This window comes from Vibrio sp. 99K-1, from assembly GCF_013114585.1.
Lineage (GTDB): Bacteria > Pseudomonadota > Gammaproteobacteria > Enterobacterales > Vibrionaceae > Vibrio > Vibrio chagasii_B.
On the sequence record NZ_VTXF01000048.1, the window covers coordinates 1 to 25,837 of the forward strand.

Annotated in this window: 21 protein-coding genes; 15 read left to right on the forward strand and 6 right to left on the reverse strand. The window is 45.2% G+C overall.

The genetic code is table 11. The features are described 5' to 3' along the window. The first annotated feature begins 179 nt into the window (after positions 1 to 179). On the forward strand, positions 180 to 1,649 hold the full coding sequence (locus F0228_RS24650) for a S41 family peptidase (protein WP_116871104.1): 1,470 nt from the start codon (positions 180 to 182) through the stop codon (positions 1,647 to 1,649). A gap of 165 nt (positions 1,650 to 1,814) precedes the next feature. Here F0228_RS24650 and F0228_RS24655 read toward each other — a convergent pair whose 3' ends face one another. After that, entirely contained in the window at positions 1,815 to 2,624 is an 810-nt protein-coding gene (locus F0228_RS24655) for a hypothetical protein (RefSeq protein WP_171730311.1), read from the reverse strand. A gap of 523 nt (positions 2,625 to 3,147) precedes the next feature. Between F0228_RS24655 and F0228_RS24660 the strand changes: the two genes are divergently transcribed. The 12 genes from F0228_RS24660 to rlmJ all read left to right on the forward strand — a co-directional run bounded on the left by F0228_RS24660 (position 3,148) and on the right by rlmJ (position 17,521). Further along, positions 3,148 to 3,822, forward strand: a complete 675-nt coding sequence (locus tag F0228_RS24660) for a hypothetical protein (protein ID WP_171730312.1) — start codon at positions 3,148 to 3,150, stop codon at positions 3,820 to 3,822. A 66-nt stretch (positions 3,823 to 3,888) separates the two neighbouring features. Next, positions 3,889 to 4,587 carry an ABC transporter ATP-binding protein gene (locus F0228_RS24665; RefSeq protein WP_171730313.1) on the forward strand — a complete coding sequence of 233 codons (699 nt, stop codon included), beginning with the start codon at positions 3,889 to 3,891 and terminating at the stop codon, positions 4,585 to 4,587. Beyond that, entirely contained in the window at positions 4,575 to 5,864 is a 1,290-nt protein-coding gene (locus tag F0228_RS24670) for an ABC transporter permease (RefSeq protein WP_171730314.1), read from the forward strand. Before F0228_RS24665 ends, F0228_RS24670 begins: the two co-directional genes overlap by 13 nt. Next, positions 5,857 to 6,639 (forward strand): outer membrane lipoprotein-sorting protein, encoded by a 783-nt coding sequence (locus F0228_RS24675; RefSeq protein WP_171730315.1) that lies wholly within the window; start codon positions 5,857 to 5,859, stop codon positions 6,637 to 6,639. Before F0228_RS24670 ends, F0228_RS24675 begins: the two co-directional genes overlap by 8 nt. 9 nt (positions 6,640 to 6,648) lie before the next feature. Further along, entirely contained in the window at positions 6,649 to 7,941 is a 1,293-nt protein-coding gene (locus F0228_RS24680) for a hypothetical protein (protein ID WP_171730316.1), read from the forward strand. Then, positions 7,941 to 8,999, forward strand: coding sequence for a histidine kinase (locus F0228_RS24685; protein ID WP_116871098.1), 1,059 nt, complete (start codon positions 7,941 to 7,943; stop codon positions 8,997 to 8,999). Before F0228_RS24680 ends, F0228_RS24685 begins: the two co-directional genes overlap by 1 nt. 50 nt (positions 9,000 to 9,049) lie before the next feature. Beyond that, entirely contained in the window at positions 9,050 to 9,898 is an 849-nt protein-coding gene (locus tag F0228_RS24690; RefSeq protein WP_116871097.1) for a response regulator transcription factor, read from the forward strand. A 154-nt stretch (positions 9,899 to 10,052) separates the two neighbouring features. Further along, positions 10,053 to 12,827, forward strand: coding sequence for a M16 family metallopeptidase (locus F0228_RS24695; protein WP_171730317.1), 2,775 nt, complete (start codon positions 10,053 to 10,055; stop codon positions 12,825 to 12,827). A 253-nt stretch (positions 12,828 to 13,080) separates the two neighbouring features. Further along, a complete protein-coding gene (locus tag F0228_RS24700; protein WP_171730318.1) occupies positions 13,081 to 13,545 on the forward strand; it encodes a hypothetical protein in 465 nt (154 codons plus the stop codon). Between the two features lie 164 nt (positions 13,546 to 13,709). Beyond that, complete coding sequence (gene secD / locus F0228_RS24705; protein WP_081090379.1) at positions 13,710 to 15,509, forward strand: protein translocase subunit SecD; 1,800 nt, start codon at positions 13,710 to 13,712, stop codon at positions 15,507 to 15,509. Positions 15,510 to 15,511: 2 nt separating this feature from the next. Then, positions 15,512 to 16,453, forward strand: a complete 942-nt coding sequence (gene secF / locus F0228_RS24710; RefSeq protein WP_171730319.1) for a protein translocase subunit SecF — start codon at positions 15,512 to 15,514, stop codon at positions 16,451 to 16,453. Positions 16,454 to 16,654: 201 nt separating this feature from the next. After that, entirely contained in the window at positions 16,655 to 17,521 is an 867-nt protein-coding gene (rlmJ, locus tag F0228_RS24715; RefSeq protein ID WP_171730320.1) for a 23S rRNA (adenine(2030)-N(6))-methyltransferase RlmJ, read from the forward strand. A gap of 297 nt (positions 17,522 to 17,818) precedes the next feature. Here the strand turns inward: rlmJ and F0228_RS24720 are convergent, their stop codons facing one another. From F0228_RS24720 to F0228_RS24730, 3 genes are all read right to left on the reverse strand, one after another. Next, positions 17,819 to 18,907, reverse strand: a complete 1,089-nt coding sequence (locus F0228_RS24720; RefSeq protein WP_171730321.1) for an alkene reductase — start codon at positions 18,905 to 18,907, stop codon at positions 17,819 to 17,821. Positions 18,908 to 18,980: 73 nt separating this feature from the next. Further along, positions 18,981 to 20,174, reverse strand: coding sequence for an MFS transporter (locus F0228_RS24725; protein ID WP_105058653.1), 1,194 nt, complete (start codon positions 20,172 to 20,174; stop codon positions 18,981 to 18,983). 85 nt (positions 20,175 to 20,259) lie between these two features. Beyond that, complete coding sequence (locus F0228_RS24730) at positions 20,260 to 20,943, reverse strand: SDR family oxidoreductase (RefSeq protein WP_171730322.1); 684 nt, start codon at positions 20,941 to 20,943, stop codon at positions 20,260 to 20,262. 124 nt (positions 20,944 to 21,067) lie between these two features. Between F0228_RS24730 and F0228_RS24735 the strand changes: the two genes are divergently transcribed. Next, positions 21,068 to 21,997 (forward strand): LysR family transcriptional regulator, encoded by a 930-nt coding sequence (locus tag F0228_RS24735; protein WP_171730323.1) that lies wholly within the window; start codon positions 21,068 to 21,070, stop codon positions 21,995 to 21,997. A 133-nt stretch (positions 21,998 to 22,130) separates the two neighbouring features. Here the strand turns inward: F0228_RS24735 and F0228_RS24740 are convergent, their stop codons facing one another. Together F0228_RS24740 and F0228_RS24745 are read right to left on the reverse strand one after the other, a co-directional pair. Further along, positions 22,131 to 24,158: an alkyl sulfatase dimerization domain-containing protein gene (locus F0228_RS24740; RefSeq protein WP_253820338.1), complete on the reverse strand. Its 2,028-nt coding sequence runs from the start codon at positions 24,156 to 24,158 to the stop codon at positions 22,131 to 22,133. Positions 24,159 to 24,395: 237 nt separating this feature from the next. Next, on the reverse strand, positions 24,396 to 25,235 hold the full coding sequence (locus F0228_RS24745) for a LysR family transcriptional regulator (RefSeq protein WP_171762986.1): 840 nt from the start codon (positions 25,233 to 25,235) through the stop codon (positions 24,396 to 24,398). 207 nt (positions 25,236 to 25,442) lie between these two features. Here F0228_RS24745 and F0228_RS24750 point away from each other — a divergent pair, with 207 nt between their 5' ends. After that, a complete protein-coding gene (locus F0228_RS24750) occupies positions 25,443 to 25,835 on the forward strand; it encodes a GFA family protein (RefSeq protein WP_171762987.1) in 393 nt (130 codons plus the stop codon). Positions 25,836 to 25,837 lie beyond the last annotated feature (2 nt).

Here is a 25,837-nt window from a genome sequence, read left to right on the forward strand (position 1 = left end):
ATTCTAAACCCTCTAAATTAGTCAGATTTAAATTAGGTTTCTTTAAATTTGATAATGTTAATTTATTTCATTCTAATTAATGATGTAATAGGCTTAGTTACATAAAATATACATATACCTACACTGATTATCATTAAATTAATTTATCATTTTTAACTTCAGTATAGTGGAGTAATAAAATGAAACCTCTTAAATATGTGATGACACTTGCTTTAATTCAAGGCTCATTCGCATGTCATAGCGAACAAGTTAAAAAAGACCAGACCCATGATATTAATGGGGTTTGGTTTAGCCAACGAGACGGCGAAATTAAAGTTATCGAAAATGAGACTACAAGAACAATACAAGTGGTTAATAGCACTTGTTATGAAGTGTCTAACTCTCTGAGTTATGGCACAGAGTTGAGTTATGAAGCGATAAAACAGCATTCCATTCGTCAAGATAATCAATTGATTCTTAATATTCTTCGACCTAGACCTTTTACTTATACTTTAGTTAGCAATATCAATGATGTATGTACTGAAGGTCTTGGCCACTCTATGGTTCGCGATGGTTACTTTGATTTTGATGCTCAATCGATGTTCGATATATATTGGCAAGATATGAACAACCACTATGCCTTTTTTGATGAACGTAACATTGACTGGGATGAGGTTTATGATAAATATTATGATGACTTATACGGTGCAGACGACGAACAGTTAATTAATGTATTCGATGAAATACTGCGTCACTTAAAGGATGATCATAGTTCTATTTCTATCCCTTCAAAAGAGTTGCAGATATGGTATAGCAATAAAGCCACCTTGGAACAACAATTGGAGTTGGAAGCTGACCAGTTAAATATTCCTGAATCAGAAAAAGAAAGCTACATAACCAGTCAGAAGGATAAAATTACGCTCAATATCATGAAGTATTTGTTTGAACATGAACAGGAAGGTTTTAAAAAACGAGCTTCTCGTGAGAGCAAGGAACATCGTCTTAACTGGGGCATCATTGATAATAAGGGCATACCGACTGGATACTTAAGAATTGGCGACTTCATGAGCTATATCGATGAAGGTTTAATAACAGAGACTCCTAAACGAAACACAGATAAAGCTCATCGTCAGTTTGAAGAATTAGTGACTAAAATTTTAACGCAGCTTAATGATACCCAGTCGTTGATTATCGATATCCGTGAAAATGAGGGTGGGCTTGATATGCAAGGTCTATGGTTATTGCAGCATTTGATTGAAGAGCAGCAGTTAGCTTGGCATGTTAGCTCTTACTTCAAAGGTGAATTCAGTCATGATGTCGATGTCACGATGACTCCGAGCGATGGTATTTCATATACAAAACCGATTGTACTTTTGAGCTCTTTTGGAACGGTTAGTGCAGCAGAGACATTCGCATCGGCGATGAAGACGCTCCCTCACGTGACCATCGTTGGTGAATCGACATCAGGCGCCACCTCAGATGCGTTTGGCAGAATGCTGCCTAATGGCTGGGAGTATTCATTAAGTAATTTATATTATAAGAATCGCGACCTTGAAAACCATGAAGTCACAGGGGTACAGCCAGATCACGTGGTTAGAAACTTTGTGTTAGAAGATCGTCAGCAAGGCCGAGATGTTGCGCTCGAAAAAGCATTGTCATTACTTTATTAAGGCTAACGAGTGCTTAGTTAGAGTGTCACTTGGATAACGAAAAATAGCCGCTGATTAGCGGCTATTTTTGTATGGCTTGTATAAATCCAGACAAGCCTATCGATGGTTATGTATACCCGAGTCGTTCGGTACACATAGTGCTCTTAATCAGGTTTTAGCTAGAGACTAATCTAGGTTAACACGCTCAAATTTGACAGTGTGGCCACCGGTGTTTTGACTTGATTCTGTTGCGTAATACAGAGATACCTTACCATTTGAATGAAGGTAGAACTCTTCACCTGTATTCACTTGAAGCGTCGAATTTTCAGAATTTCGAGAATCAATGTAGTTGATCGATACTGCGGTGATAGCATTTCCGTTTTCATCGGTTGCGCTTCCCGTCGCCGAAACTCGATACGTCGTATCCGCATCAATAAAATGTGATAGAGGCTGAGCGTTGCCTACAAGAATATTGTGATCAGACGCGCTAACAGCGACACCTTCTTGAACAGGTAAACCGCAGAATCTTGCTGTTACTTTGATTACTTCGATGGTTTCATTTGAACCTGTGCGACCTAAGCCAAGATTCAGCTTTCCGTCAACTAAACGTGAAAAATAACGGTCACTGTTTAGATTCATGTGAAGTTCAATTCTACCAGCGTTATTCGAACCGCCGCTTGCTCCACTCTCTCCCTCAAGGATACCTGAAATCGACATTGCTTCTGTAGTGTGGTTAGCCAACAGAACCTCAACTGAAAAGCCTCGTGGATTTTCAATCTTGTCGTAGCCGAAGTCAAAATCAAACTTTTCGATTTCATTCCATGCACTGGTGTTGTAGTTAATAAGGAGTGGTTTATTTGGCTCGATGACACTTTCTAACCACTGAGAGCCATCGGTTTCTCCAAAGTAACAGCCGCTGCTAGCCATTGACTGAGTTGATGTCATTACTAATGCACTGGTGATAGCTGCGATAACTGATTTGTTAATTAAATTCATTTTGTTCTCATTGAATTGTTATAAAACTAGCCATTGGTCAGAACGACCGACGTACATGAATTGTCGCTATTAAAGCATTGATTAAATAACCTTCCGGTTTTTTGTTTATTTAAATCAATAACTTATAATGACTCATTTTCGGTTCGTACCCTACATCAGTATTGGTTATGAAATCAAGCTAATACCACAATAAATAAGTCGAGGTTATCTATCATTCTTGTGGGTTATCATTTGGCTGGTTAAAGTATGTACTAAAGTCTCTTAAATTGTTCTAACTAGCTTTATAAAGGGCTAAATTATTTGGGTTAATTGAAATGGCCAGTTAACAAACAGTGCAGCATGATGGTGACTAAACTTGAATCTTTCTTTGCAGAAAAGGGTAATTACTCCTACCTCTAACTTCCCCACTCACGCCTTCACTCAACCATTCACTCCTCATTATTACCATTCGTCGCATTGATAAAACGGCGTGACAGTTTGTGGTTAACCTTTCAACGTCAACATTTGAAAGGGATTACACATCATGACTGCTTCAAACACTTCAAACTCATTTACTGCTCTGTTTCGTCGTTCACTTTTAATTGGGTTAGCTTCAATCGCTCCTACGCTGGCGCTAGCTAATCCAAGTTCAGATGTGCTGGATATTTACAACCAAGCCGCGCAAGGCAATGAAGAGCTGGTCGAGGTGGCTTATGAGCGCCTCAATGACACGCTGCAACAAGACGGCGCGACACCACTGACTTTGGTTTATCTAGGCAGCACAGAAACCTTAATGGGGCGTGATGCGTTCTTACCTTGGAATAAGATGAAGTATGTCGAAAAGGGCTTATCGACCATAGATAAATCATTGGGGCAGCTTAAAGACGAAGACCAACCCATTCATGTGCAACCTCGTGTTCAAGGGCTACCAGATTCTTACCTGACTCGCGCCATGGCCGCGGTGACTTACACCTCTCTACCTGACATGTTTAACCACTTTGATCGCGGTTACGACCTGTTTCTCTCGCTACTCTCGGAAGATGAATTTCAACAACAGCACTTCTCAGCAACCTCATGGATTTATCGCTACGCAATTACCGCTTCGATTCGTGCTGAAGACTTAACGCAAGCACAAACTTGGTTAAAACACATGGAAATGGCTGATGCCGACAACATCGAAACGATAACTGCGAAGGCCCTAATAGTGAAAGCCAAGTAATAGTTGCGAAAGCGAAATAAAGGGCATGGAAGCTGAATAGTTGGTTAGTAATCAGAGGAAAACGGGATGATTGAATTTAAAAAAATCGGCAAGTCATATCTCACGGGTGGACAAAGTGTAGACGCACTCAAGGGAGTTGATGGGCAGATCAGACGTGGTGAAATGGTGGCACTGTGCGGCCCGTCGGGATCGGGGAAAAGTACACTTTTGAATATTCTTGGTTTGTTGGATATGGACTATCGAGGTGAGATAAATATTGCTGGCAAAGCGTATCCAACAGAGCAGATTGCTGCTGCGCGTTTTCGCCGCCAGTCGTTGGGTTTTGTGTTTCAGCGCTTCAACCTGGTTCCTGTGATGACTGCGCTTGAGAACGTCTCTTACCCGTTGATGTTGAACCAATGCACGAAGCAAGAACAGCAGACCAGAGCCCAAGATATATTAGAGCGTGTTGGGCTAGGGGAGTACATCCATCACCGCCCAGATAACCTTTCAGGCGGTCAGCAGCAACGTGTCGCGATAGCCAGAGCATTGGTCCACAGCCCAAGCCTAGTGATTGCCGATGAGCCGACTGCCAGCTTAGACAGCTACACAGCCAACTTGGTGATCGACATTATGAAAGAGCTCGGTCATGAGATGGGTACCACATTTATCGTCGCAACGCACGACCCAAGGATGGCGCAGCGCTGTGACCGAGTGATTGAACTTATCGATGGACAACTGTCATCACAAGTCGAAGCAATGGAGGCGATCTCATGGGCAAGTTAACGCAAGGCTTTAGATCCGTTTTAATTCCAACTTCGGTGCGTTTGGCGTGGCTCAATCTATTGAGAAATGGCCGACGTAGTCTGCTTTCGGTGTTGATCATCGCGATTGCCGTGTTTGCGTTGACTAGCGCGGGCGGTTATGGACTTTACACCTACGAATCTTTGAGAGAATCAACCGCGCGAGATACTGGTCACCTTACATTGAGCACGCCAGGTTACTTTGAACAAGACGAAGATATGCCGCTGAGTAATGGTTTAGATAATGTTAAAGCGCTCACTAAGAGCATTATTGGCGATAGCGACGTACGTGGTGTGCAGCCACGAGTTTACTTTAGTGGTTTGGTGTCTAACGGAAGCAAGTCGACCATCTTTATGGGAACAGGTGTTAATGAGCGCGAGTTTGACATGAAAGGACCTTTCCTTGATGTGCGCAGCGGTCAAACCCTATCTGATGTGAAATCACCAAGATACGACAGCCAAGAGCCACAAGTGATGCTCGGAACTGACCTTGCTCGCAATCTCAAAGTGGCCGTTGGTGATTGGGTCACACTGCTTGCTACCACCAGTGATGGTGCATTGAATGCCTTTGATTTTAAGGTGCAGGGTATCTATTCGACTGGTGTGCCTGAGTTGGACAAACGTCAGTTGTACGTACACATCACCACCGCACAAGAGCTTTTAGCGTCAGATAAAGTCAGCACCTTGTCGGTATTTCTTTTTGAAACCAATAAGACTTCGACGGTTCAACAACGCATCCAATTGGCTTTGGATAAGCAAGTTGATCAACAAGGCTCAGAGATTGAGATCACCCCATGGCAAGATCGCGCCTTTTTCTACACCAAGGTTAAAGACCTTTACGATCGTATCTTCGGCATCATGGGGGCAGTGATGGCATTGGTCGTGTTTGTGTCGCTGTTCAACACCATGACCATGTCGGTGACGGAACGTACTCGTGAAATCGGCACCTTATCGGCACTCGGCAGTTACCCATCTGAAATCGTGGCGGGTTTTCTAAAAGAGGCGGGCTTACTGGCGGTGATTGGCAGTGCGATAGGCGCATTAGTGAGTGGTTTAGTGTCGGTGTTATTGCTGGTGATTGATGTGCAAATGCCACCACCTCCGGGGCGAACCGAAGGTTACCCACTCAATATTTATTTCTCATTGGAATTGGTTGGTTACGCTACTTTGGGTGTGCTGACGATCTGTTTGCTGGCTGCTTATTTCTCTGCTCGCAAAGGCGTAAATAAGCCAATCACGGAGGCGCTGGTTTATGTATAAATTTACTCGTTCACTCACTGTTTTAGGTTCTGCGTTGGCCTTGGCTCTAGTATCAGCACCAAGCTGGGCTATCGATTCACAGCAAGTTACCGAGATGATTGCTAAGGCAGACAGCTACCGTTTGAACAGCGAACAGGCGTCGAAAGTGGTGTCTCTGGTCACGCTATATCAAGACGAGCAACTAGACAAAACCCGCGAATACAACGTCTACACAAGACCAAACCGAGAGTCGCTGGTTGTGTTCAAGTCGGCGGTCGAGGCGGGTCAAAAGATGCTGATGATAGAGGACAACTATTGGTTACTGATGCCGAAATCTCGCCGTCCAATTCGTATCACCCCGATGCAAAAATTGCTTGGCGAAGCTTCGGTAGGGGACATTTCGACGCTCACTTGGAGCGAAGATTACCAAGGTAAGTGGGTTGCCGAGCAACAGGTTGAGAGGTCGACTGGCGAGACACTCGATACTTATCATCTAAAGCTAACGGCGAAAACCAAGGGTGCCAGCTATCAATCAATTGATTTGTGGTTAACGGCAGACCGAGCGTTTCCTGTTAAAGCGGATCTGTATCTGCGTTCAGGTAAGTTAGCCAAGCAAGCTTGGTTTACTGAAGGCGTGCGAGATGGCTTGCCAAGTGTAGTTTCGATGACTTTGCTCGATAAGATTCAACCAAGTAAGAAAACCGTGATTGAGTACCGCGAGGTAAGCGAACAAGCTTTAGCGGACAAATACTACAACCCTGCTTACTTATCACGTAATAGTGTGTCTGGGCTTTAGGTGGGTGCCATGAAAGCTTCTAGTCGTCGATTCCACATCAAGCCTTTAATCGTTACTTTCCTTGTGCTGCCTTGTATGAGTAATACGACTCAAGCGGACGATCTGAGCCTAGCGTGGGACTGGCAACTGAGTGCTGAAGCTGTTGAATCGCGAGAATCGCCATTTAGCCCTTTCGAATCTGACAACCGTCAGTCACTCAATGGCTTGCTGGATCTTGAAGTTGGATATGGCAATTGGCTGGGCCTTTTTGCAGTGAAAGCCAATGACATTTTGACTAATGCTCCTCAAGACCAAGACGCGAGCTTTGAATCGGAATTCATTGTACGCGAGTTGTTTTGGCAAGGTGGTGTTGAACTGTCTAATTCAGCGTTCGGTGATCACTACCTCGATGTCACGCTCGGCAAGGTTCGCTTAGATTGGGGCGTTGGTTATGGCTACCGACCTTTAGACATCATCAAACCTTACCGACAAAATCCAGTGGGCATTGTCGCAGAAGAGGGCGCAGGTGTGGCTTCAGCGTCATTGTTCGATATGACGGGCGAATGGACACTGCTTTACAGCGATTCATCATGGACTTCCCAAGATGTGAATCAATTCGAAAAGCAGAATCAGCAACAAGGGGTTGGCTTACGTCGTTACAATTTAGTAGGCGATCACGAATATCAATGGGTCGCTTATTACGACGATGTACGCCACGGTTTGTTTGGAGCAAGCTTGGTGTCGGTATTAAACCTCGCGTGGGAGTTTCACGGTTCGTTGGTTTATCAGCGACAAAGTTTGGGTTACAGCCAGCCCAACTCACTGCTTGAACCGGTTTATCTACAAGAGCAGGGCGAGGCTTACCAAGCCTTAGTCGGACTGACATGGGCCAACGAGACGGGCCACAATGTGGTACTGGAATACTGGTTTGATAGCCACGCTTGGAGTGATTCTGAGTGGCAAAGTGCTTTAGTGAATGCGGAATCTTTATCTCTTAATCCCATGACAACATCGTTGGCGGGCTCTTATGCTCAAGGTTATCAACACGCTAATTTGGTTCAACACAATCTCATGTTTCACTGGTCTTTGGACTCGGCACATGGCTGGCTTGAAGATATTACGCCTACATTTGATGTCATGCTGTCTCCACAGGACGGTGGCTTTATTGCTACGCAGTGGCTTAATTATCAGGCTTTCGATAATGGTGATTCATCGTTGGAATTGGAACTTGCTGCACGCTTTCTAGGCGGTAAAAGTGATTCTGCTTACGCCAACTTACCGGATAGTCATATGATTCTTTTAAATATCAAAGGACGATTTTAATGGACACTTCTTCAAACAGTCGCTTTTCATGGATTAAAAGCTTCGCGTTCACTACGCTATTTTGCGTTCTTATTGCAATTACAACCAATACGATTTGGGGAGGCGGGTTTACGCTCAACTTGGCCATCAGCTTCGGCTTTGGCTACAGCGCAGTTGGCTCTTCGTTTGTGTTGGTTGAACTATTCAAAAGGAAATCAAAGGCATTTGATGTAGGGGTATCAATGGTGATTGCAATGACCATTGGTACCTTGAATGCACACTATTGGTTGAACGGCTTTTTCGGCTCTAACCTTTCCGATCTTAAGTCTGTGATGCTGCTTGGTGTGATCTTCTGTTCCGTTTGTTATTACTATTTCTACACAAGAGAGCAGCAGCTACGTGCCGATAATGAATTAGAGGTGGCTAAGCGTCGCCAAGCTGATCAAGAAAAGGTGGTCGTACTTAGCCAGTTAAAGCAGCTGCAAAGCCAAATTGAGCCGCACTTTTTGTTCAACACTCTTGCGACCATCAATGTATTGATTGAGAGTGACAGCGCCAAAGCTAAGTTGATGCTTGAAAAACTGACTGACTTGTTACGTGTGACCCTCAAGAACAGTCGTACTGAGCAATCGAACATAGCTCAAGAGGTCGATTTGCTAGACGCGTATCTCAATATCCAGAAGATACGTTTGGGTGAGCGCTTAACGTTCTCGATTGAAACCAATGACATCAGCGTTCAGCAAGTGATTCCACCTTTCTTGATTCAACCTTTGGTTGAGAATGCATTAACACACGGCATCGAGCCCAAGGCTGCTGGTGGTGAAGTCAATATCCGAATTGTTCAACAAGATGATCAGATGAAAATTGAAGTATCAGACAGTGGCGTGGGGCTAACAGCACCGTCTATTGCTACTGGCCATGGTGTTGGATTGAGTAATATTCGTCAGCGTATTGCTACCCTATACGGAGATAAGGCGAGCCTGACGATCACAGAGCAAGCGACTGGTGGCGTGGTGTCGACTATCTTGTTGCCGCTCATCAGCGAAACTAGCTCCGAGAATGCAGATCTGAAACTCTAAGTACTGTTAAGAAAACAGACGATTTACAGTGTGAATTTAAAGGAAGAATAATGATCAACTCAGGACTAAAGCCCAGCGTGACGGCAATTATTGCAGACGATGAAGCACTGTTAAGACATCACTTGGATAAGAGTCTTGCTGAGGTTTGGCCTGAGCTAGAGATTATCAGCAAGGCCAAAAATGGGACAGAGGCTATGCAGAGTATTCAGCAGCTACAACCTGATGTCGCCTTTCTTGATATTCGCATGCCAGAGCTTGATGGTATTTCGCTAGCCAAACAACTGAACAAACTTACATCACCACCGCTAGTGGTCTTCATAACGGCTTACGACGAGTATGCGGTTAAAGCTTTTGAGCACAATGCGATAGATTACCTACTCAAGCCAATCAATGAAGAGCGACTGCTTGCTACCTGTCAGAAGATTCAAGCGCGCTTATCAAGTAATCAAACACAGTCCGGTCACATGCCAGAACAACCCGACATCGCAGCACTCATGAGTCAACTTCAGCAACTGTCACAATCGGCGTCACAGCAAACGCAGCCTCCTTATCTGTCGCAGAAAAAGTATCTCACGTGGCTCAAAGCCAGTGTTAGGGAAGACATTCACTTGATCGCTGTTGATGATGTGGCGTATTTCAAAGCAGAAGATAAGTACGTATCGATATTCAAGAAAGGGCACGGCGGGCTATTAGAGGAGTTTATTCTTCGTGTATCTCTAAAAGAGTTACTCGCTCAACTTAATCCGGATGAGTTTTGGCAGATCCATCGTTCAGTGGTGGTGAAAGTGTCGGCCATTGATAAGGTCAAAAAAGGACTATCCGGCCAGATGTCGGCGTATGTATCTGGTGAGAAGCTGCCAATCAGCCGTGCCTCACAAGCTCTGTTTAAAGGCATGTAGAGAAGTGGTTTAAAAGTATGTAACGATCTCGCAAATCGCATGGTGATTTATAAAATGTAGATCAAAATCACAAAGATACTCACTCGGTTCAATATTAAATAATAATCGTTAGCTCAATCTGTATATTGTCAGTGAATGACATTAAGAGGTTGTTATGAAGACATATTATTTAGTGACGGCAATATGCTTTGCCCTGGTTGGTTGCAGTTCTACATCAAAAACCAATGAAACTTTAATTCAACCAGATCCTGCCTGGACATCTGCTCAACTGGACAATGGTTTTACCTACCATGTTTATCCTGATCATGAAGCATCGGTATCTGTGCGTTTAGTTGTGCACGCGGGCTCCATTCAAGAAACACCTCAACAAGAAGGCTATGCTCACTTTGTCGAGCACATGGCATTCAATGGCAGCAAGAACTTCTCTCAAAACGATGTTATTCGTCTATTTGAAGATGCGGGTTCTAGTTTCGGTGCGGACTTAAATGCTTATACCTCTTATGAAGAGACGGTGTATGAATTAGATTTGCCAGATAACCTCCAATTAGAGCAAGCCTTGACTTGGATGCGTGACGTTGGCGATGGCCTCGATCTCTCTAGTTCGGAAGTTGAAAAAGAAAAGGGAGTGATTCTTGGTGAGTTTCGTATGGCTCGTCTCGATGATAAGTCGTTCCCCGAGAAATATGTTGATTACCTATTCGAAGGCAGCCCTTATGAATCGCAAGATGCGCTAGGAACTAAAGCTTCGGTTGTGGCTGCCACGTCGGAAGGGCTTACCGACTTTTACCAAACTTGGTATCAACCTCAAATCGTTGAGCTAGTGGTTTCTGGTGATGTGGACCTTAAAACAGTGATCCCAATGATTGAAGAGAAATTTTCGAGCTGGGAGCGCGGTAAAACGTCAAAGCCACAAAAGCAGAATACGACTTCGTTCAATGAAGGTGACTACATTGAATATGCTGGCAGAGAAGCTCCGAGTATTTCTTTGACGTTTAACCGAGGTTTAAACACTGTTGAAACCCACGCTCAACAACATCAGCGTTGGTTGGATGAAACCACTCAGATTCTTATTCAACAGCGTTTAGAGGCAGACTTTAATGATGCAGCGCTACCGACGCAATGGATAACGTCAGATAACATCAGGTTGGGTGCTCTGCTTTATTCATCGACAAGTGTTGGCTTCCCAGCAGGCAGCCGTGATGCGGTTCAGAAAGCGTTGGTTTCTACTTTAACGTCGTTACGTGATTACGGTGTTTCTGAAGGAGAAATTGCGAGTGAGCTCCATTATTATCAAGACTCACTGGATGATATTGAGCACGACTGGGATAAAAGGGACAGTGTGGATCACGTGAACGATAAAGTGAACGCATCACTGTCTGGCGATATTGTCCAATCTCAAAAAGACTATCAGGCCAGCATGGAAGCCTTTCTTGCTAATTTAAGCCTTGAAGCGATTAATAAAAATATCAAAGAAGTCCTTTCGAGTGATTACTTTTTGATTGTCGGCATGGATGACAATGAGGATCGCACAGCGGTTCAGGCTTCTCTAGATGGATTAAAAGCTTCTTATAGTCAGCAGGGTACACAGATATTCGTAACGGCAACAGCCAGTGCATTTGCTTCGCCTACCGTACCCGGCGAGGTTGAATTGGTAGAGCAAATGTACGCCGATCCAAATATTCAAAAGTGGACTTTAAGTAATGGTATCGACATGTGGTACCTACGTGATTCATACGCGAAAGACGATGTTGGAATAATGTATGTGAGTCTTGGCGGTAAAGCGGCGTTGGATCCGGATTTATACGCAGCTGCAAATGTGACATTACCTGTTATTGCTCGAAGTGGTGCTGGTGACTTTACGGGATCTGAGCTGAAAGCCTACTTTGATCGTGAAGGGATTTTAGTCGATTCTTTTATTTCTTCGACGCGACATGGCATTGAGTTTAATATCGAAAAAGATGGGATGAGTGACGCGTTTGCTGCGCTATATACCTTCATGGTGTCTCCTAAAGTGAATTCTGATCAGCTTGAAGCTGTGAAGCAAGAGCTAGTGCAAGATAAAGAGTCCTTCCTAAGTACGCCTGTTGGTCAATTTGAACAAGCGATCAATCAAAATATTTATCGCTCGGGAAGCCGCCATCTATTCGTAAATAAAGAGCGTGTTAAAGCGGTTTCTGTTGAAGATGTCCGTGCTGTTCATCAACAATTATTTGGTCAACTAAGACACAACCAGTTGGTGGTCGTTGGTGATATCGACCCAAGTGAGTTGAAACCTCTAGTTCGTAAGTACTTAGCTTCAATTCCATTGCAAGCGGGGACGGTGCCAGACTTCAAAGTGGAGTACAAGCAACCAGCGAAACCACGTATTGATGTCGCGATCAACAACGTAAATAGTGCGGAATATATCTTACGAGTGATTCCAGAGCCGACGACGATAGAAAGTGGAGGCTGGACTGCAAAAGATGTCTTCATGGAAGACTTATTGCAACGTTTAGTCGCATCTCGTTTAGACTCTTATGTTCGTGAAGAGTTGAGTCTAGATTATTCACCTTATGCTTATGCGGCTTCGAATGATGGTGAACCGACTCATGAGTGGGTAATCGGAGCAATGATCGCGCCGGAGAACGTAGATACTGTTGAAATGGCGATTGATAGAGTGATCTCAGACCTCCTACAAGGTATTTCTGAAGACGAACTGCATTCGATAGTAAAACAGTTTGAAGCTGACTTCGTGCCACTAGAGGCAAGCTCTATCGATCAGGCGTGGTTTGTGTCTCGTTATCTATTGTATGGGTATGGAGTGGAAGCTTTGGCTGATGTTGACCGAGTCGCTAAAACAATATCGGTTGAAGACATGAATGCTCTGCTCCATCACCTATTTGGCGAGAATAGCCGTAAGGTTAAGAACATCATGCGTCCTGAAGCTTAATCGCTTTGATACTGTGTAATAGCTTTAAAACGTCATAACAATCAGCGTTGGACGCATACGTAATGGAAAGCCAAGCCTAGTTGCTTGGCTTTTTCTTTTTTTAGAAGCACTGAAGCTTAATCGGTTGCATTGAACCATTTTCTAAAAAAATGTTTTAAATCAAGACAGCTTTTCAATTGTGTTGTAGATTGGCGATCTACGAGAATGTTGTTTGGATATTAGATTGCTTAAACTGGGTACCCGATTAGTCTTAATGTTATTTTTACTGAGCTTTGGCTTAGTGAATTCTAACGGCTATTCGTTTCCTTCTAAGCCGTTTCAAATCGAGACTGCTCAACAGCAATCCTCAGTCAATAAACAGTGTAAGAACGCTGCAATTGATGACCCATTGGCCTATTTAGAGTGCGATAAAGCTCAGCTAGGCGCTTCGTCAGTAGGTGACAGCTCCAACTATCACGATACTGAATCTAGCCTTCAAGCGACGACTTACCGACGTATATCAACCAATGAGCAAGAAAGCGCGCCCGACCTTGAGCCTGCTTATCACTTGCTGATTGACTTCTCTCCCCCTTCTTTACTGGCTTCGCTGTTAGCGACAACCCCGATGTTGGACCTCAAACAGCACTGGACCAGTATTGTTAGCTCTCCGCCTTCCCGTTTGTCGGGGTGGAAAGAGGGCAACATCCAATATTCACATTTCCGAGAACTTATTAGCTAATCGTTTGCCCCTGATTGGTCGTATCGACGATCCTTTGTGTCCGTTGTTCTATCCAATCCTCAAAACAATTCGCGAATGCACTCTGCTGTCGTTTAATCAGTTTGGTCTGGTTGTCGTCAGTTTCGTACCTGTTCGCAACATATTAGCTTAAGAAATAAGAGATCTTGACTGTGAAAAAACGCATTCCAAGAAAACAAATCAACCACTACTCGAAGTGGAAATACGTGGTACTTATCACCACCATTATCATTATGATTCTGAGCGCTTTACCGTCTTGGTATGGCGAAGATGCTTCGGTTCAAATTAACAATCGCTCTGAGCAAACCATCGACGCGACGCAGGTGACTCAATACCTCGCGAGCGAAGGCATCCAAGCTAAATCGGCTTATCAGAAAGACAAGCGTTTAGTTGTGATATTGGAAGATGCAGAACAACAAGCGAAGGCCAAAGAGGTGCTGAATGAGCGCCTATTGGACAACGCGACTGTTGCGCTAGCGATGGAGCCAGCAGCACCAAAATGGCTGACTGACATGGGCTTCGCACCGATTCAGTTAGGCCTTGATTTACGTGGTGGTGTGCAGTTCCTGCTAGAAGTGGACATGGAACCGGTTTATCACGCACAAGCGCAATCTGTGGTCGACGAGATCACCAGCCAAGTGCGTTATGCACGCGGTAAAGTGGTGAACAACCAAGTTGAATTTAACTTCCGTACCGACGCGGATTTTGAAAAGGCGCAAAAACTGATTCGTGAAGAATTCCCACAATGGCAACGTGACCGTTCAGATAAATCGCTAACGTTAACTCAGTCTGAAGAAGAGCAAAGAACGCTACGTAACCTAACGGTTCAACAAAACCTGCAGATCATGCGCAGCCGTATTGAAGAGCTTGGTATCACCGAAGCTTCAATTCAACGCCAAGGTGAAAGCCGTATCCGTATCGAATTGCCGGGTGTACAAGATCCTGCAGCTGCAAAAGACGTGATTGGTGCCACGGCATCATTGGCATTCTACTCGGTTTACGACAACCCAACGCGCAACACTCAAACGCTAAAAGATACCGATGGCAACCGTGTGGTTGTCGCTCGTAAAGCAGTACTAAGTGGTGAACACATTATTGATGCACGTAGTGGCATTGGTGAAATGGGCAGCGCAGAAGTAAACATCACCCTAGACTCTGCGGGTGGTAAGAAAATGTCTGAATTCTCTCGTCATAATATCGGTAAGCCAATGGCGACTGTGTACAGCGAGTACAGCCGCGACAGAGCTGGTAACAGCGAGAAAACCAGTGAAGTGATCAGCGTAGCGAACATCCAATCTCAATTGGGCAGCCGTTTTAGAATTACTGGTGCTGGCACTATGGCTGAAGCGCAAGAGTTGGCTCTACTGCTTCGCGCTGGCTCATTAACCGCGCCTGTGACCATCATTGAAGAGCGTACCATTGGTCCATCTTTGGGCGCAGAAAACGTGACTAACGGCTTTGCTGCACTGGCGCTTGGTCTTGGTCTTACTCTTACGTTTATGGCGCTATGGTATCGCCGCCTTGGTTGGGTCGCGAATGGTGCGCTTATCGTTAACATGGTAACGCTGTTTGGTCTGATCGCATTGCTACCGGGTGCGGTATTAACACTGCCGGGTATTGCTGGTTTGGTATTAACCGTTGGTATGGCGGTGGATACTAACGTACTTATCTTCGAACGTATTCGAGACAAAATGAAAGAAGGACGCAGCTTTGCTAGCTCCATCGATCGAGGTTTCGATAGCGCGTTCTCATCTATCTTCGATGCTAACTTCACCACAATGATTGTAGCTGTCGCTCTTTACACCATTGGTAACGGACCAATTCAAGGCTTTGCTTTGACACTGGGCTTAGGTCTTCTAACCAGTATGTTTACGGGCATTTTTGCTTCACGAGCGATCATCAATTTGGTTTGGGGGCGTGACCAACGCCACGATGTAAGGATTTAAGCATGAGTACTTCAACAAAAATGACAATTTCAGAACGCTATTTCTCAAATAGTAATATGACTCTCCTACGTAAGGTGATGTCGGTAATCTCTATTGTGTTGTTCATGAGCTCAGTAATGCTGGTGGCCGTAAAAGGGTTCAACTGGGGCTTGGATTTTACAGGTGGTGTGGTCGCTGAGGTTCAACTTTCTGATCAAGTGACCAAAGACGCGCTGAAAACACAGCTTGATGCCGCTTTCCAACAAGACGTGCAAGTGGTTGGCATGGCAGAGCAAGACCGCTGGACCATTCGCTACAGCCAACTGACAGACGGACCGCAGATCAATTTAGTTGATGCTTTGGCATCGGTGAGTGACCAAGTGAAAGTGCTGAACAGCAGCGTGGTTGGCCCTCAAGTGGGTCAAGACATGGTTGACCAAGGTGGCTTAGCGGTATTGGTGTGTTTCTTAATGATCATGCTTTACCTAAGTGTCCGATTTGAATGGCGTTTAGCTCTAGGTGCTCTGGCTGCGATCATTTACGACGTGACGATTATCTTCGGCTTATTCGCCTTGACTCAGTTTGAGTTCAACCTAACGGTGTTAGCGGCGGTATTAGCGATTCTAGGTTACTCACTCAATGACTCGATCATTATCGCTGACCGTGTCCGTGAGATGCTGCGTGGCAACCCTAACGGTGATACCGACAACCTGCTTAACGAATCAGTTAAAGCAACGTTCTCTCGTACCATGGTGACTTCAGGTACGACGTTGTTGACGGTATCTGCGCTTTGGTTGCTTGGTGGCGCGGCGCTACAAGGCTTTGCAATCGCATTAGTAGTAGGCATTGCGAGTGGTACATGGTCTTCAATTTCGGTCGGTATCACCCTTCCGAAATTACTTGGTCTACAGCCTTGTCACTATCAAGTAAAACCACCTGTAGAAGTTGAGGGTGAGTACCCTTAGGTTATCTATTTTGATAATGCTGCAACTCAGTAAGTGAGTTCACTTTAGCCCTTCGTTTTTAACCGAACGAAGGGCTTTATTTTATTTAAGAGTCAAACAGTTAGGAAAAGAGAGCCTATTTCAAAAAACGACGGATTGAGCAGGCAAGTACTAATGATATGAAGTATGTTTATATGACGTTAGTAGAAATGAGGCAAGGGAATGGAATATCGACATCAATGTCACGTAGGCGACCACGGTGATGCACTGAAGCACCCTGTATTAAGTGCTCTGGTTCAGTCATTAATGCAGCAGCATTCGCGCCTCAATGTTATCGACACTCACTCTGGTACTGGGTGTTATGACCTAACCACTGCGCCAAGTAATCATGCGGGCGAATTTGCAGAAGGGGTTGGATATCTTTGGCGAAACAAGGCTTACCTTCCTGAGTCATTCGCTTCTTTTATGTCGGTGTTGGAATACTACAATCCGAATCAACTTATCACGCTGTATCCCGGTTCGGCGGCGATTACCTATCAACAAGGTCGCAGCCAAGATAGCTTCTATTTTTCAGACATTCAGCAAGATGAAGCCGATTTACTGCAAACCAACATTGAGAAGTTGCAACGTGACCTGGATGTCTCTAGCAAGCTGACCATTACTGCGGGTGATGGACTTAAAGCTCTGCCTGACGATGTTGCGAAACATGACAGCCATCACCTGATTGTGATCGATCCACCTTACGAAACGGATTCCGAATATCTCGCGGTGATCGATGCTTTGGTTAAGGCCTATCAGCAGTCGGAGAGAGTCTCTGCGTTAATTTGGTATCCGTTATACACAGATGATCGAAGCTCTCTAATATTGGACCACTGTGTGACAGCGGTGAAAGATGGCTTGTTGCCAAGTCCGATAAAGTCGGAATTGCGACTGCGCGACCCGAAAGGGGATGATCGCCTTATTGGCAGTGGCTTACTGTTATTTAACCCACCACAAGGCGTTGCAGGGACGGTTGCTGACACGCTCGATTATTTACATAGTCAGCTTGCAACCAATGGCGAAGGCTATTGGCAAATGAAAAGTCTATAAGCCTGATATGTAGGGGCTTTTTGGTGGATTAGTAGACACAGCTCACTAATTCACTGTTATTTGTGTGGTTTAAATTGACCAAACGCTAACTTTTATCGATTGATTAATTGCAGTGAATCATTTAAAAATGGAATATCAATGCGCGCAAGTGCATAATGGCTCATAAGTTAAATAATTAGCCCAAATTAATATCAGATTGTGGTTTACCCCCTAAACTGCATTAGGCTCGCACTAGTCACGCGAGCCTTTCTTTTGCCTGTCGTAAAACTCAAGGCATCACTATCACTTCAAAATTCACTACAACGCCGGATAATCGATATAGCCTTTTTCATTGCCGCCGAATAGAGTCGCGCCATCGAGTTGTGCTAACTCACTGCCGTTTTGCAGGCGTGATACCAGATCGGGGTTGGCAACAAATGGGCGACCAAATGCGACGAGATCGGCGTAGCCTTTGCCTAACACTTCTTCGGCGCGTTCTGGTGTGTAGCTGCCAGCGACGATGATAGTGTTGGAGAATAGCTCCCTTAGTTCTACTCGGAAGCTTTCAGGGATCACGGGTGCATCATCCCAGTCGGCTTCTGATAGGTGTAGATAAGCGATATTACGAGCTTGCAGTTCCTTTGACGCATCTAAAATGGTTGGCACTATGTCTGGGCAGTTCATATCTTTGAAGGTGATGAATGGAGCCAAGCGCACGCCCACCTTATCGGCGCCAATCGCATCAATCACTGCATCCACTACTTCGATTAGAAAACGAAGTCGGTTCTCGCGGCTACCGCCATAGTTGTCGTTGCGCTTGTTTGAGTTAGTTCTTAGGAACTGGTCAATCAGGTAGCCATTGCCGCCATGGATCTCGACACCATTAAAGCCTGCTTCGATGGCTTTCTTGGCCGAGTTGGCAAAATCTTGAACCACTCGATCGATGTCTGCTTGGGTCATCTCTCTTGGTTGGATGCAATCGACCATGTTGCCGTTGCCATTCTCATCAGAAATCCACACCTGAGTTTCTATTGGAGCCAAAGCTGAGGGTGCTATCGGCAGTTCGCCTTTTTGAAAGGTAGGGTGAGACACGCGGCCGACATGCCAGAGCTGACAGAATATTGCAGCGCCTTGTTCTTTGGCTGCTTTGGTTACTGACTTCCAACCTTCAATCTGTGCATCGGTGTAAACGCCGGGAGTGAATGAGTAGCCTTGAGAGTCATCAGAGATCTGTGTCGCTTCAGTGATGATAAGCCCAGCGCTAGCACGTTGTTGGTAATAGGTCGCCATCATGTCGTTTGGTACATTGCCCGGTTGACTGGTACGAGCGCGAGTCATAGGTGCCATAACGACACGGTTTTGAAGTGCTAGACCTTTGAGTGCTGATGTTTCGAATAATTTGTTCATGGTATCCACCTTGTTTTAATTCAGTACTTTTTAATTCAATGTTTATAGTTTTGTATTCGGGTTATAGAGCGGATTACTTGCTTTCCGCTGGGCTAAAAATCGATTTGCTCTGAGGCTTATCAGCTCGGTTGGCTTTGGCGATAAGTAGCAAGCCAATTACAGGAACAACAACGGCTGCGAATGGAATCATGCCTGCGCCTAGCTGGCTGTCGAGTACCATGCCACCAAGGAATCCACCGAAGGCATTCGCCAAGTTAAACGCTGAGATATTCGCTGTTGCTGCTAGCTCTTGGCCTTCGCCACCGTGGTTCATTACTCGAAGTTGCATGGCAGGAACGTTCGCAAATGATGCAATACCAAAGACAAATGCAGCTGCAACGAATAGGATTTTGTTGTCTACCACTAGGCCCACCACAATCAGTGAAGCGATCATCGCGACAGCCCAAAACATGGAAGCTTTGCCTAAATCTTTATCGGAAGAGCGGCCGCCTAATGTGTTACCTATGATTAAGCCCACACCGACAATCACTAAGATCCAAGTGACTGAGTCTTGACCGTAGCCCGTGATGTGCATGGCAATAGGCGCAAGGTAGCCGTAAAGCGTCATAAACCCAGACCAAGCAAAAGCGGTGATCGCCAAGCTGATAAGCAGCATTGGATTTTTAAATGCCATTAGTTGAGTCTTGATGTCTTTCGCTTCGCTGTGACCGCTTGATTTGATAGATGTCAGGATAGAAATCATTGCGATGGTGCCAAGTGCAGCCACGGTAAAGAAGGTGGTGTGCCAACCGAACTGCAAGCTAATCCATGTACCAGCAGGAACGCCAAGAACGTTAGCCAGTGTTAAGCCTGCGAACATTTGACCAACCGCGCGGCCTGCCATTTTTTCCGACACTAGGTTGGTCGCAACAACCGCACCGATGCCATAGAAAGGCCCTTGAACTAAGCCTGCAATCACACGGCTAGCGAGCAGCAATGAGTAGTTAGGCGCTAGGGCTGACAAGACATTACCAATAATGAATAGCGCCATTAATCCAATCAGCACCATCTTCTTATTAAAGCGAGCAAGGTAGATGGTTAAGATTGGCCCGCCGATAACGATAGCTAACGCATAAGCACTGATTAGATAACCTGCTTGGCCTTCTGTGATCGAAAGGGATGTGGCAATTTGTGGAAGAATGCCTGCGATAACAAACTCAGCGGTGCCGATCGCAAATGCTGCGAGTGTCAGTATCCAAACTTGGAATGGGATCTGTTCTTTTTTCATGATGATATGCCTATGTAAATTCTGGTTTGTTAGGACGCTTAGGTACACGTCCTAACGGTTGTTCTTTATGTCTTTGCGAGGTGTTTTAGCCGAGTAGCGCACCGCCATCGATGTCGATGATTGACCCAGTTACGTATGGGTTATTAATCGCGAACAGGTAACCCATGGCTATCTCTGAAGCTTCGCCAACCTTGCCTGCTGGTAGGTTGTTTTTGGCGTTGTCGTACATGCTTGCACGAGTGGAATCGTCCATGTTTTTGTAGGCTTCAGTCATGGTTAGGCCCGGGCTGACGGCATTGACGCGAATAGGTGCGAGTTCTTTTGCAAGCACCTTAGTCACACTTTCTAGCGCGGCGTTGATGGCGGTTTTTACGTAAGTACCAGCCACTACTTTGCGAGACAACATGCCTGTGGTGAGCGTGATAGAACCCTTGGGTTTGATGTAACGTGCCGCATGTTTTGCGACGTTTAGGCTGCCCCAAAGCTTGGTATCAAATGCCGTTTTTGCGTCTTCAAGCGCAACGTCTGTCACCTTTCCTGCCGGAGCAGATGAGCCAGCAGTGACCACCAAATGATCGAAGGGACCAATGGATTCGAAGTATTCGCAAATCGACTTTTCATTGCTGATATCAAGGCCTGTGTGTCGGCTAGCAATGTGTACCGTGTTGTCTTCGTTTCTCAATTGCATCGCCAATGCTTTGCCGATACCTGACGTGCCACCAATGATGACGAAAGTGCTTTTTTCTTGGTTCGTTACTACGTTGTTCATGTTCTGAATTCCTGCGTGTTCTGCTGATGGTTGCCATTATATTTATTCGATTAATTTTGATAATTGGCTAAAATGTGAATTCATTATTCGGTTGAAATGAACAGTGTGACGAGGAAGAAGTAGCATGGATAAGTTTTCAGACATGGCGATGTTCGTCAGTATCGTGAAGCATCAAGGTTTGGCTGCAGCTGGGCGGGAGCTAGGTTTATCGCCTGCGACCATGACAGCAAGGCTTCAGGCACTTGAAGAACGATATGGTGTGAAGTTGCTGAATCGAAGTACGCGTCATGTGTCTTTGACCGACTCTGGCGAGCTGTATCACAAGGCGTGTTTGGAGATATTAGATAACGTTAGCGAAGCAGAAAACCTGATTCAAAATGGTGTCAAAGAAGTCAAAGGTCCACTCAAAATCGCCGCGCCGAAAGACATCGGCAAGCAGTACATCCTGCCAATCTTGTCGGAGTTTTGTCAGCAATATCCCGACGTGGTCCCTTACCTGTATTTGAACGATAACCTATCGAACATTGCTGAGTCGGGCATGGATGTGGTGATTCGTTACGGAGAGTTGGTCGACAGCAGTTTGATATCTAGGCGCTTGTCACCAAGCCGACGTGTGCTCTGTGCTTCTCCTGAATATCTTGCCAAGCATGGTACGCCCCTAACGCCGCAAGACTTGGTTGAACACGACTGTTTAGCAATGCTGCGCAGCAATGAAGAACTGAAAACATGGCACTTCCAAGATCACGACATGAAGAAGTCGATTACCGTTGTGCCAAAGCGATTCTCAGACGACGGTGAAGTGATTCGCTACTGGGCATTAAAAGGTGAGGGCATTGCCCTTAAATCAGTACTGGATGTGCAAGACGACATCAATAACCAACGCCTTGTGACTTTGCTAAACGGTTACATGAAGAACTTCAACACCGCGATGTCAGTGTCGAGTGCCGATTTGAATGTGGTGTACATCAGCAAGAAATATCAGCCGAAGCGTATCCGGCTGTTTCTTGATTTCTTGTTTGAGCGGTTTGGAGATTGCGTCAACTCGAGTTGTTGATTTCCAAGTTACGAAAATAATAGAAATACAACGATGGCAACCGCTAACGCTCTTGGGATAAAGGTATCTTTGTCTATCATGGGCACCTCTTATCGTGCCTCAAATATATGAGGCACGGGTTATGTTTTTGGGGTTAGCGAAGGTGTAAGTAGAACGGAGAGAAGGTATCAATTACGTCAACTAAACGTTGAAGTTGCTTGATATCACCCTTGGTTGCCTTCGCCGTTGATTCTTCAACAGTGATGTCTTTGACTAGGAACAAATGAACAAGGTCTTGTTTTGACATCTCGACCGTTAGATCGGCGCTCTCGGAGCTAAAACCATTGTCGACAGCCATCGTGCGGTTAGACACGTTCACAAGGTATGGGCTTCCATCCACAACAAGGTTGATAACGTACGTCTCGTTGGTGTTCAGTTGCTCGGCCATAAGGCGAGTTGGAATCAGTGACATCACGTCATCGGTTGGTGCCTCAGCGAACTTGCTGGCATCGCCGAAGAAGTTCATTGTATCGAGTACACCATCTAATTCTCCGCGAAGCTCTGCTGCACCTGTGAGTGCCCAGTGACGCCAACCCGGAGTCGATTGTTCCCAGCCCCAACGCTCTAGTGCAACGGCTTTTTGTCCACGAGCATACATATCGCTGTGATCGATGCGGATAACATGCGTTAGGATCTGCATCGCTTCACCGTACTGTTGTTTTTCGATCATGCGGTCCGCGGCCTTTTTAATGGCGTCTGGGCCTCCCATCATATCAACATACAGTTGCGCCATGTCCTTGTGTGGTGGCTTCGCAAACTCACTGGCATCACCATTGAACCAACCGACATTGCCAGCATAGATATTGGCAACATTTTGATATTCTGAGCCACGCAGCGGGCGCAAGTAGTCATGATCCTTGAGTTCTTCTGGAAGGCGAATGCTGTCCGAAAGCTCATGCATGGTATAGCCTTTGTTGATATGGCGAACCGTTTGATCTTGCATGTAGCGCAGTGAATCCGCGTAGGCTTTCATCACATCTTCAACACGCTCTTGGCTGACTGCAGAACGGCCGTGGTGTAGCGAAAGCGTTTTTGGCTGATAGCGGCGCATGCGGTCTATAGAATCTGCCCACTCAAGGCCGTCACGGTACTCTGCACCACGAATGGTGTAGAGATTTGGAATGGTTTCACCTTGAATGGTATCGCCACCGACCATGTCTCCCGTTTCATGTACGTAGAGTGCAACACCATCTGGCGCTTCACCAGGTGTGTGGAAAAACTCCAATGTAAGGCCATCGACCTTCATGATCATCAGATCGTCAACTAAGATATTTGGCGCGAAGAAGGATTTGTTTTGCGATTGCATCACGATGTCTGCTGGGTAGCCAACACCTTGGTTTACCCCTTTATCGTAGTCATTGTTATGAGGGATAAAGGCACCAAATGCATACGCGGTTCGAATCGACTGTTGATTAAGGTAAATGCCAGACTCTTCATTCATTTTCTTTTGGAAATCAACATGAGCGATGACATTAATTTTGCCAGATTCGAAGTCTTCTCGCGTTGCTAGCCCCTCGGTTCCTGCCCATTGATCTGGGTGGTGGTGAGTATAGAAAATCGTATGAACTTCACGCTCATCCCCTGTCGCTTCACGATAAGCTGACAGCATGGCTTCACCGGTTTCTGCTGTTGAACCAGCGTCGATAATGATCAGTCCTATGTCACCTTGAAGGAAGGTAATTGAAGCGCCCTCAAAACCAAATGCGTTGTACATGCGGTCTGATAGCTTAAAGATCACAGGGTTGGTCATTGCTTCTTCCATTGCTGCTAACTCTGGATGAATTTTGCCTTCTTGTAGAGCCTTTTCCATGTTTTCTTTGTTGTACTCAGGCGTGAATAGAGGCTCACCTCGCCAAATTATTTCTGGGAATGACCCCGCTAGTTTTGTCGAGGCATTTTCAGACAAAGGAAAGTAACTTTGCTGCTCAGCAGACATGGTTGGAGAGAGAAACTCAATGCCATTAGCAAACGGATCATAGTTGTTAGAAAGTACAACATCGTACTCGCTCATATCGAATGAGTGGTCGTGGTCGCCGTGAGTTAAACGTTCTGATGCATGATGAGAGTGAGCCATCACATGACAAGACGCTAAAATTGAGAGAGCAATAATGGTTTTTTTCATAGTGTTACCCTGGTTCTGTATTTCGTATGAATCAGACTCAGAATCCATCCTGTTTCGTCGTTCTTCAAAAGTTGAAGGATACGAGGTTATGTAATGTGCCTCGTTGATGACGATATATTAGGCAGTTCTTAAGCGGCGAACCATTGGGTAGTAGCTATAAGAAACATAGATTTTATCTATGCAAAGTAGGTTACTTTGTCATTAATTACGACTTATCACTTTTTGTATAGTTTTTATTTATCTGTTTGAGGGTGTTGTTAGATGCTTTTTGATGTGCTCTCGAATTTGAGCATGTCTTTGATCTTGAATACTGCGTTTGTGATAAATCATTTTCATTTCGTAGTCACGCAGCGTAAATGGTGGTTCTAGGACTTTTAGCCCTAGCTCTTCTGCTAAATCAAACATGGATTCGCTGACAATACACACTGCGTCAGAGTTACGGGCGTTCAGCAGTAGATTCGATTGACCGGAAACTTCTCGAACCACGTTACGATCAAAGGCTTCTTCAGTTCGGGTTTCTAGTGCGCTTACATTTTTGTCTTTTAGGCGCAGCATGATGTGCTCGGCGTTTTTGAACTGCTCAAGTGAGATGGTATCGCCAATCGTTGGGTGGTCTTTACGGCATGCGAGTGCGAGCTTTTGAGAGCCGATCGATTCAACAATAAAAGAGTGATCAGTAACAGAGATATCGTCGATAACAACATCCACCTCTCCGGTCCTTAGTTTGTCCAAAGTGCTGTATTCAATGGCGGAAGTTTCAACAAAGTAGACCCCTTCATAGCCAGGGAGTGCCTGCATGATCACTTCTGGGCAGCAGATTTTTAGCTTTCTCTCTTCTTTAAAAACTGAGTCGAGGCGGCCTAATATTTCTCGACATTGCTCAGCAAGATAATGCGCATCTTCTGTCGGTTGAATTGAACGGCTGGTGCGATAAAACATGATTTTTCCGCTCTGCTCTTCAAAGTTTTTGATCGCGGCGGTCATCGATGGTTGAGTCATATTCATATGTTCTGCTGCCTTCGAAATACTCTTGAAATCATAGGCTGCGAGAAAGTGTTTAATCAGATTGAGATTCATATAGGTGTGCCCTGTAGAAAGAGATTAAATAATTTGAATATGACTCGGTCATTGCTGTTTAGGTGACGATAGAGTCAGTGATGTCGAAATTTAGCTTAAATTATGTAATGAAAACATGCGCTATATATTTGTCGGAAAACACATTTTTTTACCAAAATAACAAATCAAGATATGATGGATGAAAAGTAATCAGTACAAGGAGTGCTCATGAAACTAGTCGGTAACACCGTGATCCAACCTTTTCACAAAGCCACCTGTCACTGCGGTGCGGTGGAGTTAGAGCTCAGCCTGCCTAACGGAATCGAAAAGCCGCGTCGCTGCGATTGCTCTATCTGTCGTCGAAAAGGCGCGATTGTTGGTTCTGTTGCGTTGGATGGTATCAAGATCCTCAAAGGTGCCGAGCATCTAAAGTTATATCAATTCAATACCAACACCGCGAAGCACTACTTTTGTTCGAACTGTGGTATCTATACCCATCATCAACGCCGTTCTAGCCCAAATGAATACGGGTTCAATATTGGTTGTTTGGAAGGGGTGAACCCTTTTGATATTGGTGATGTGGTAACTAACGATGGTGTGAACCACCCTGCGGATCGCTAAGG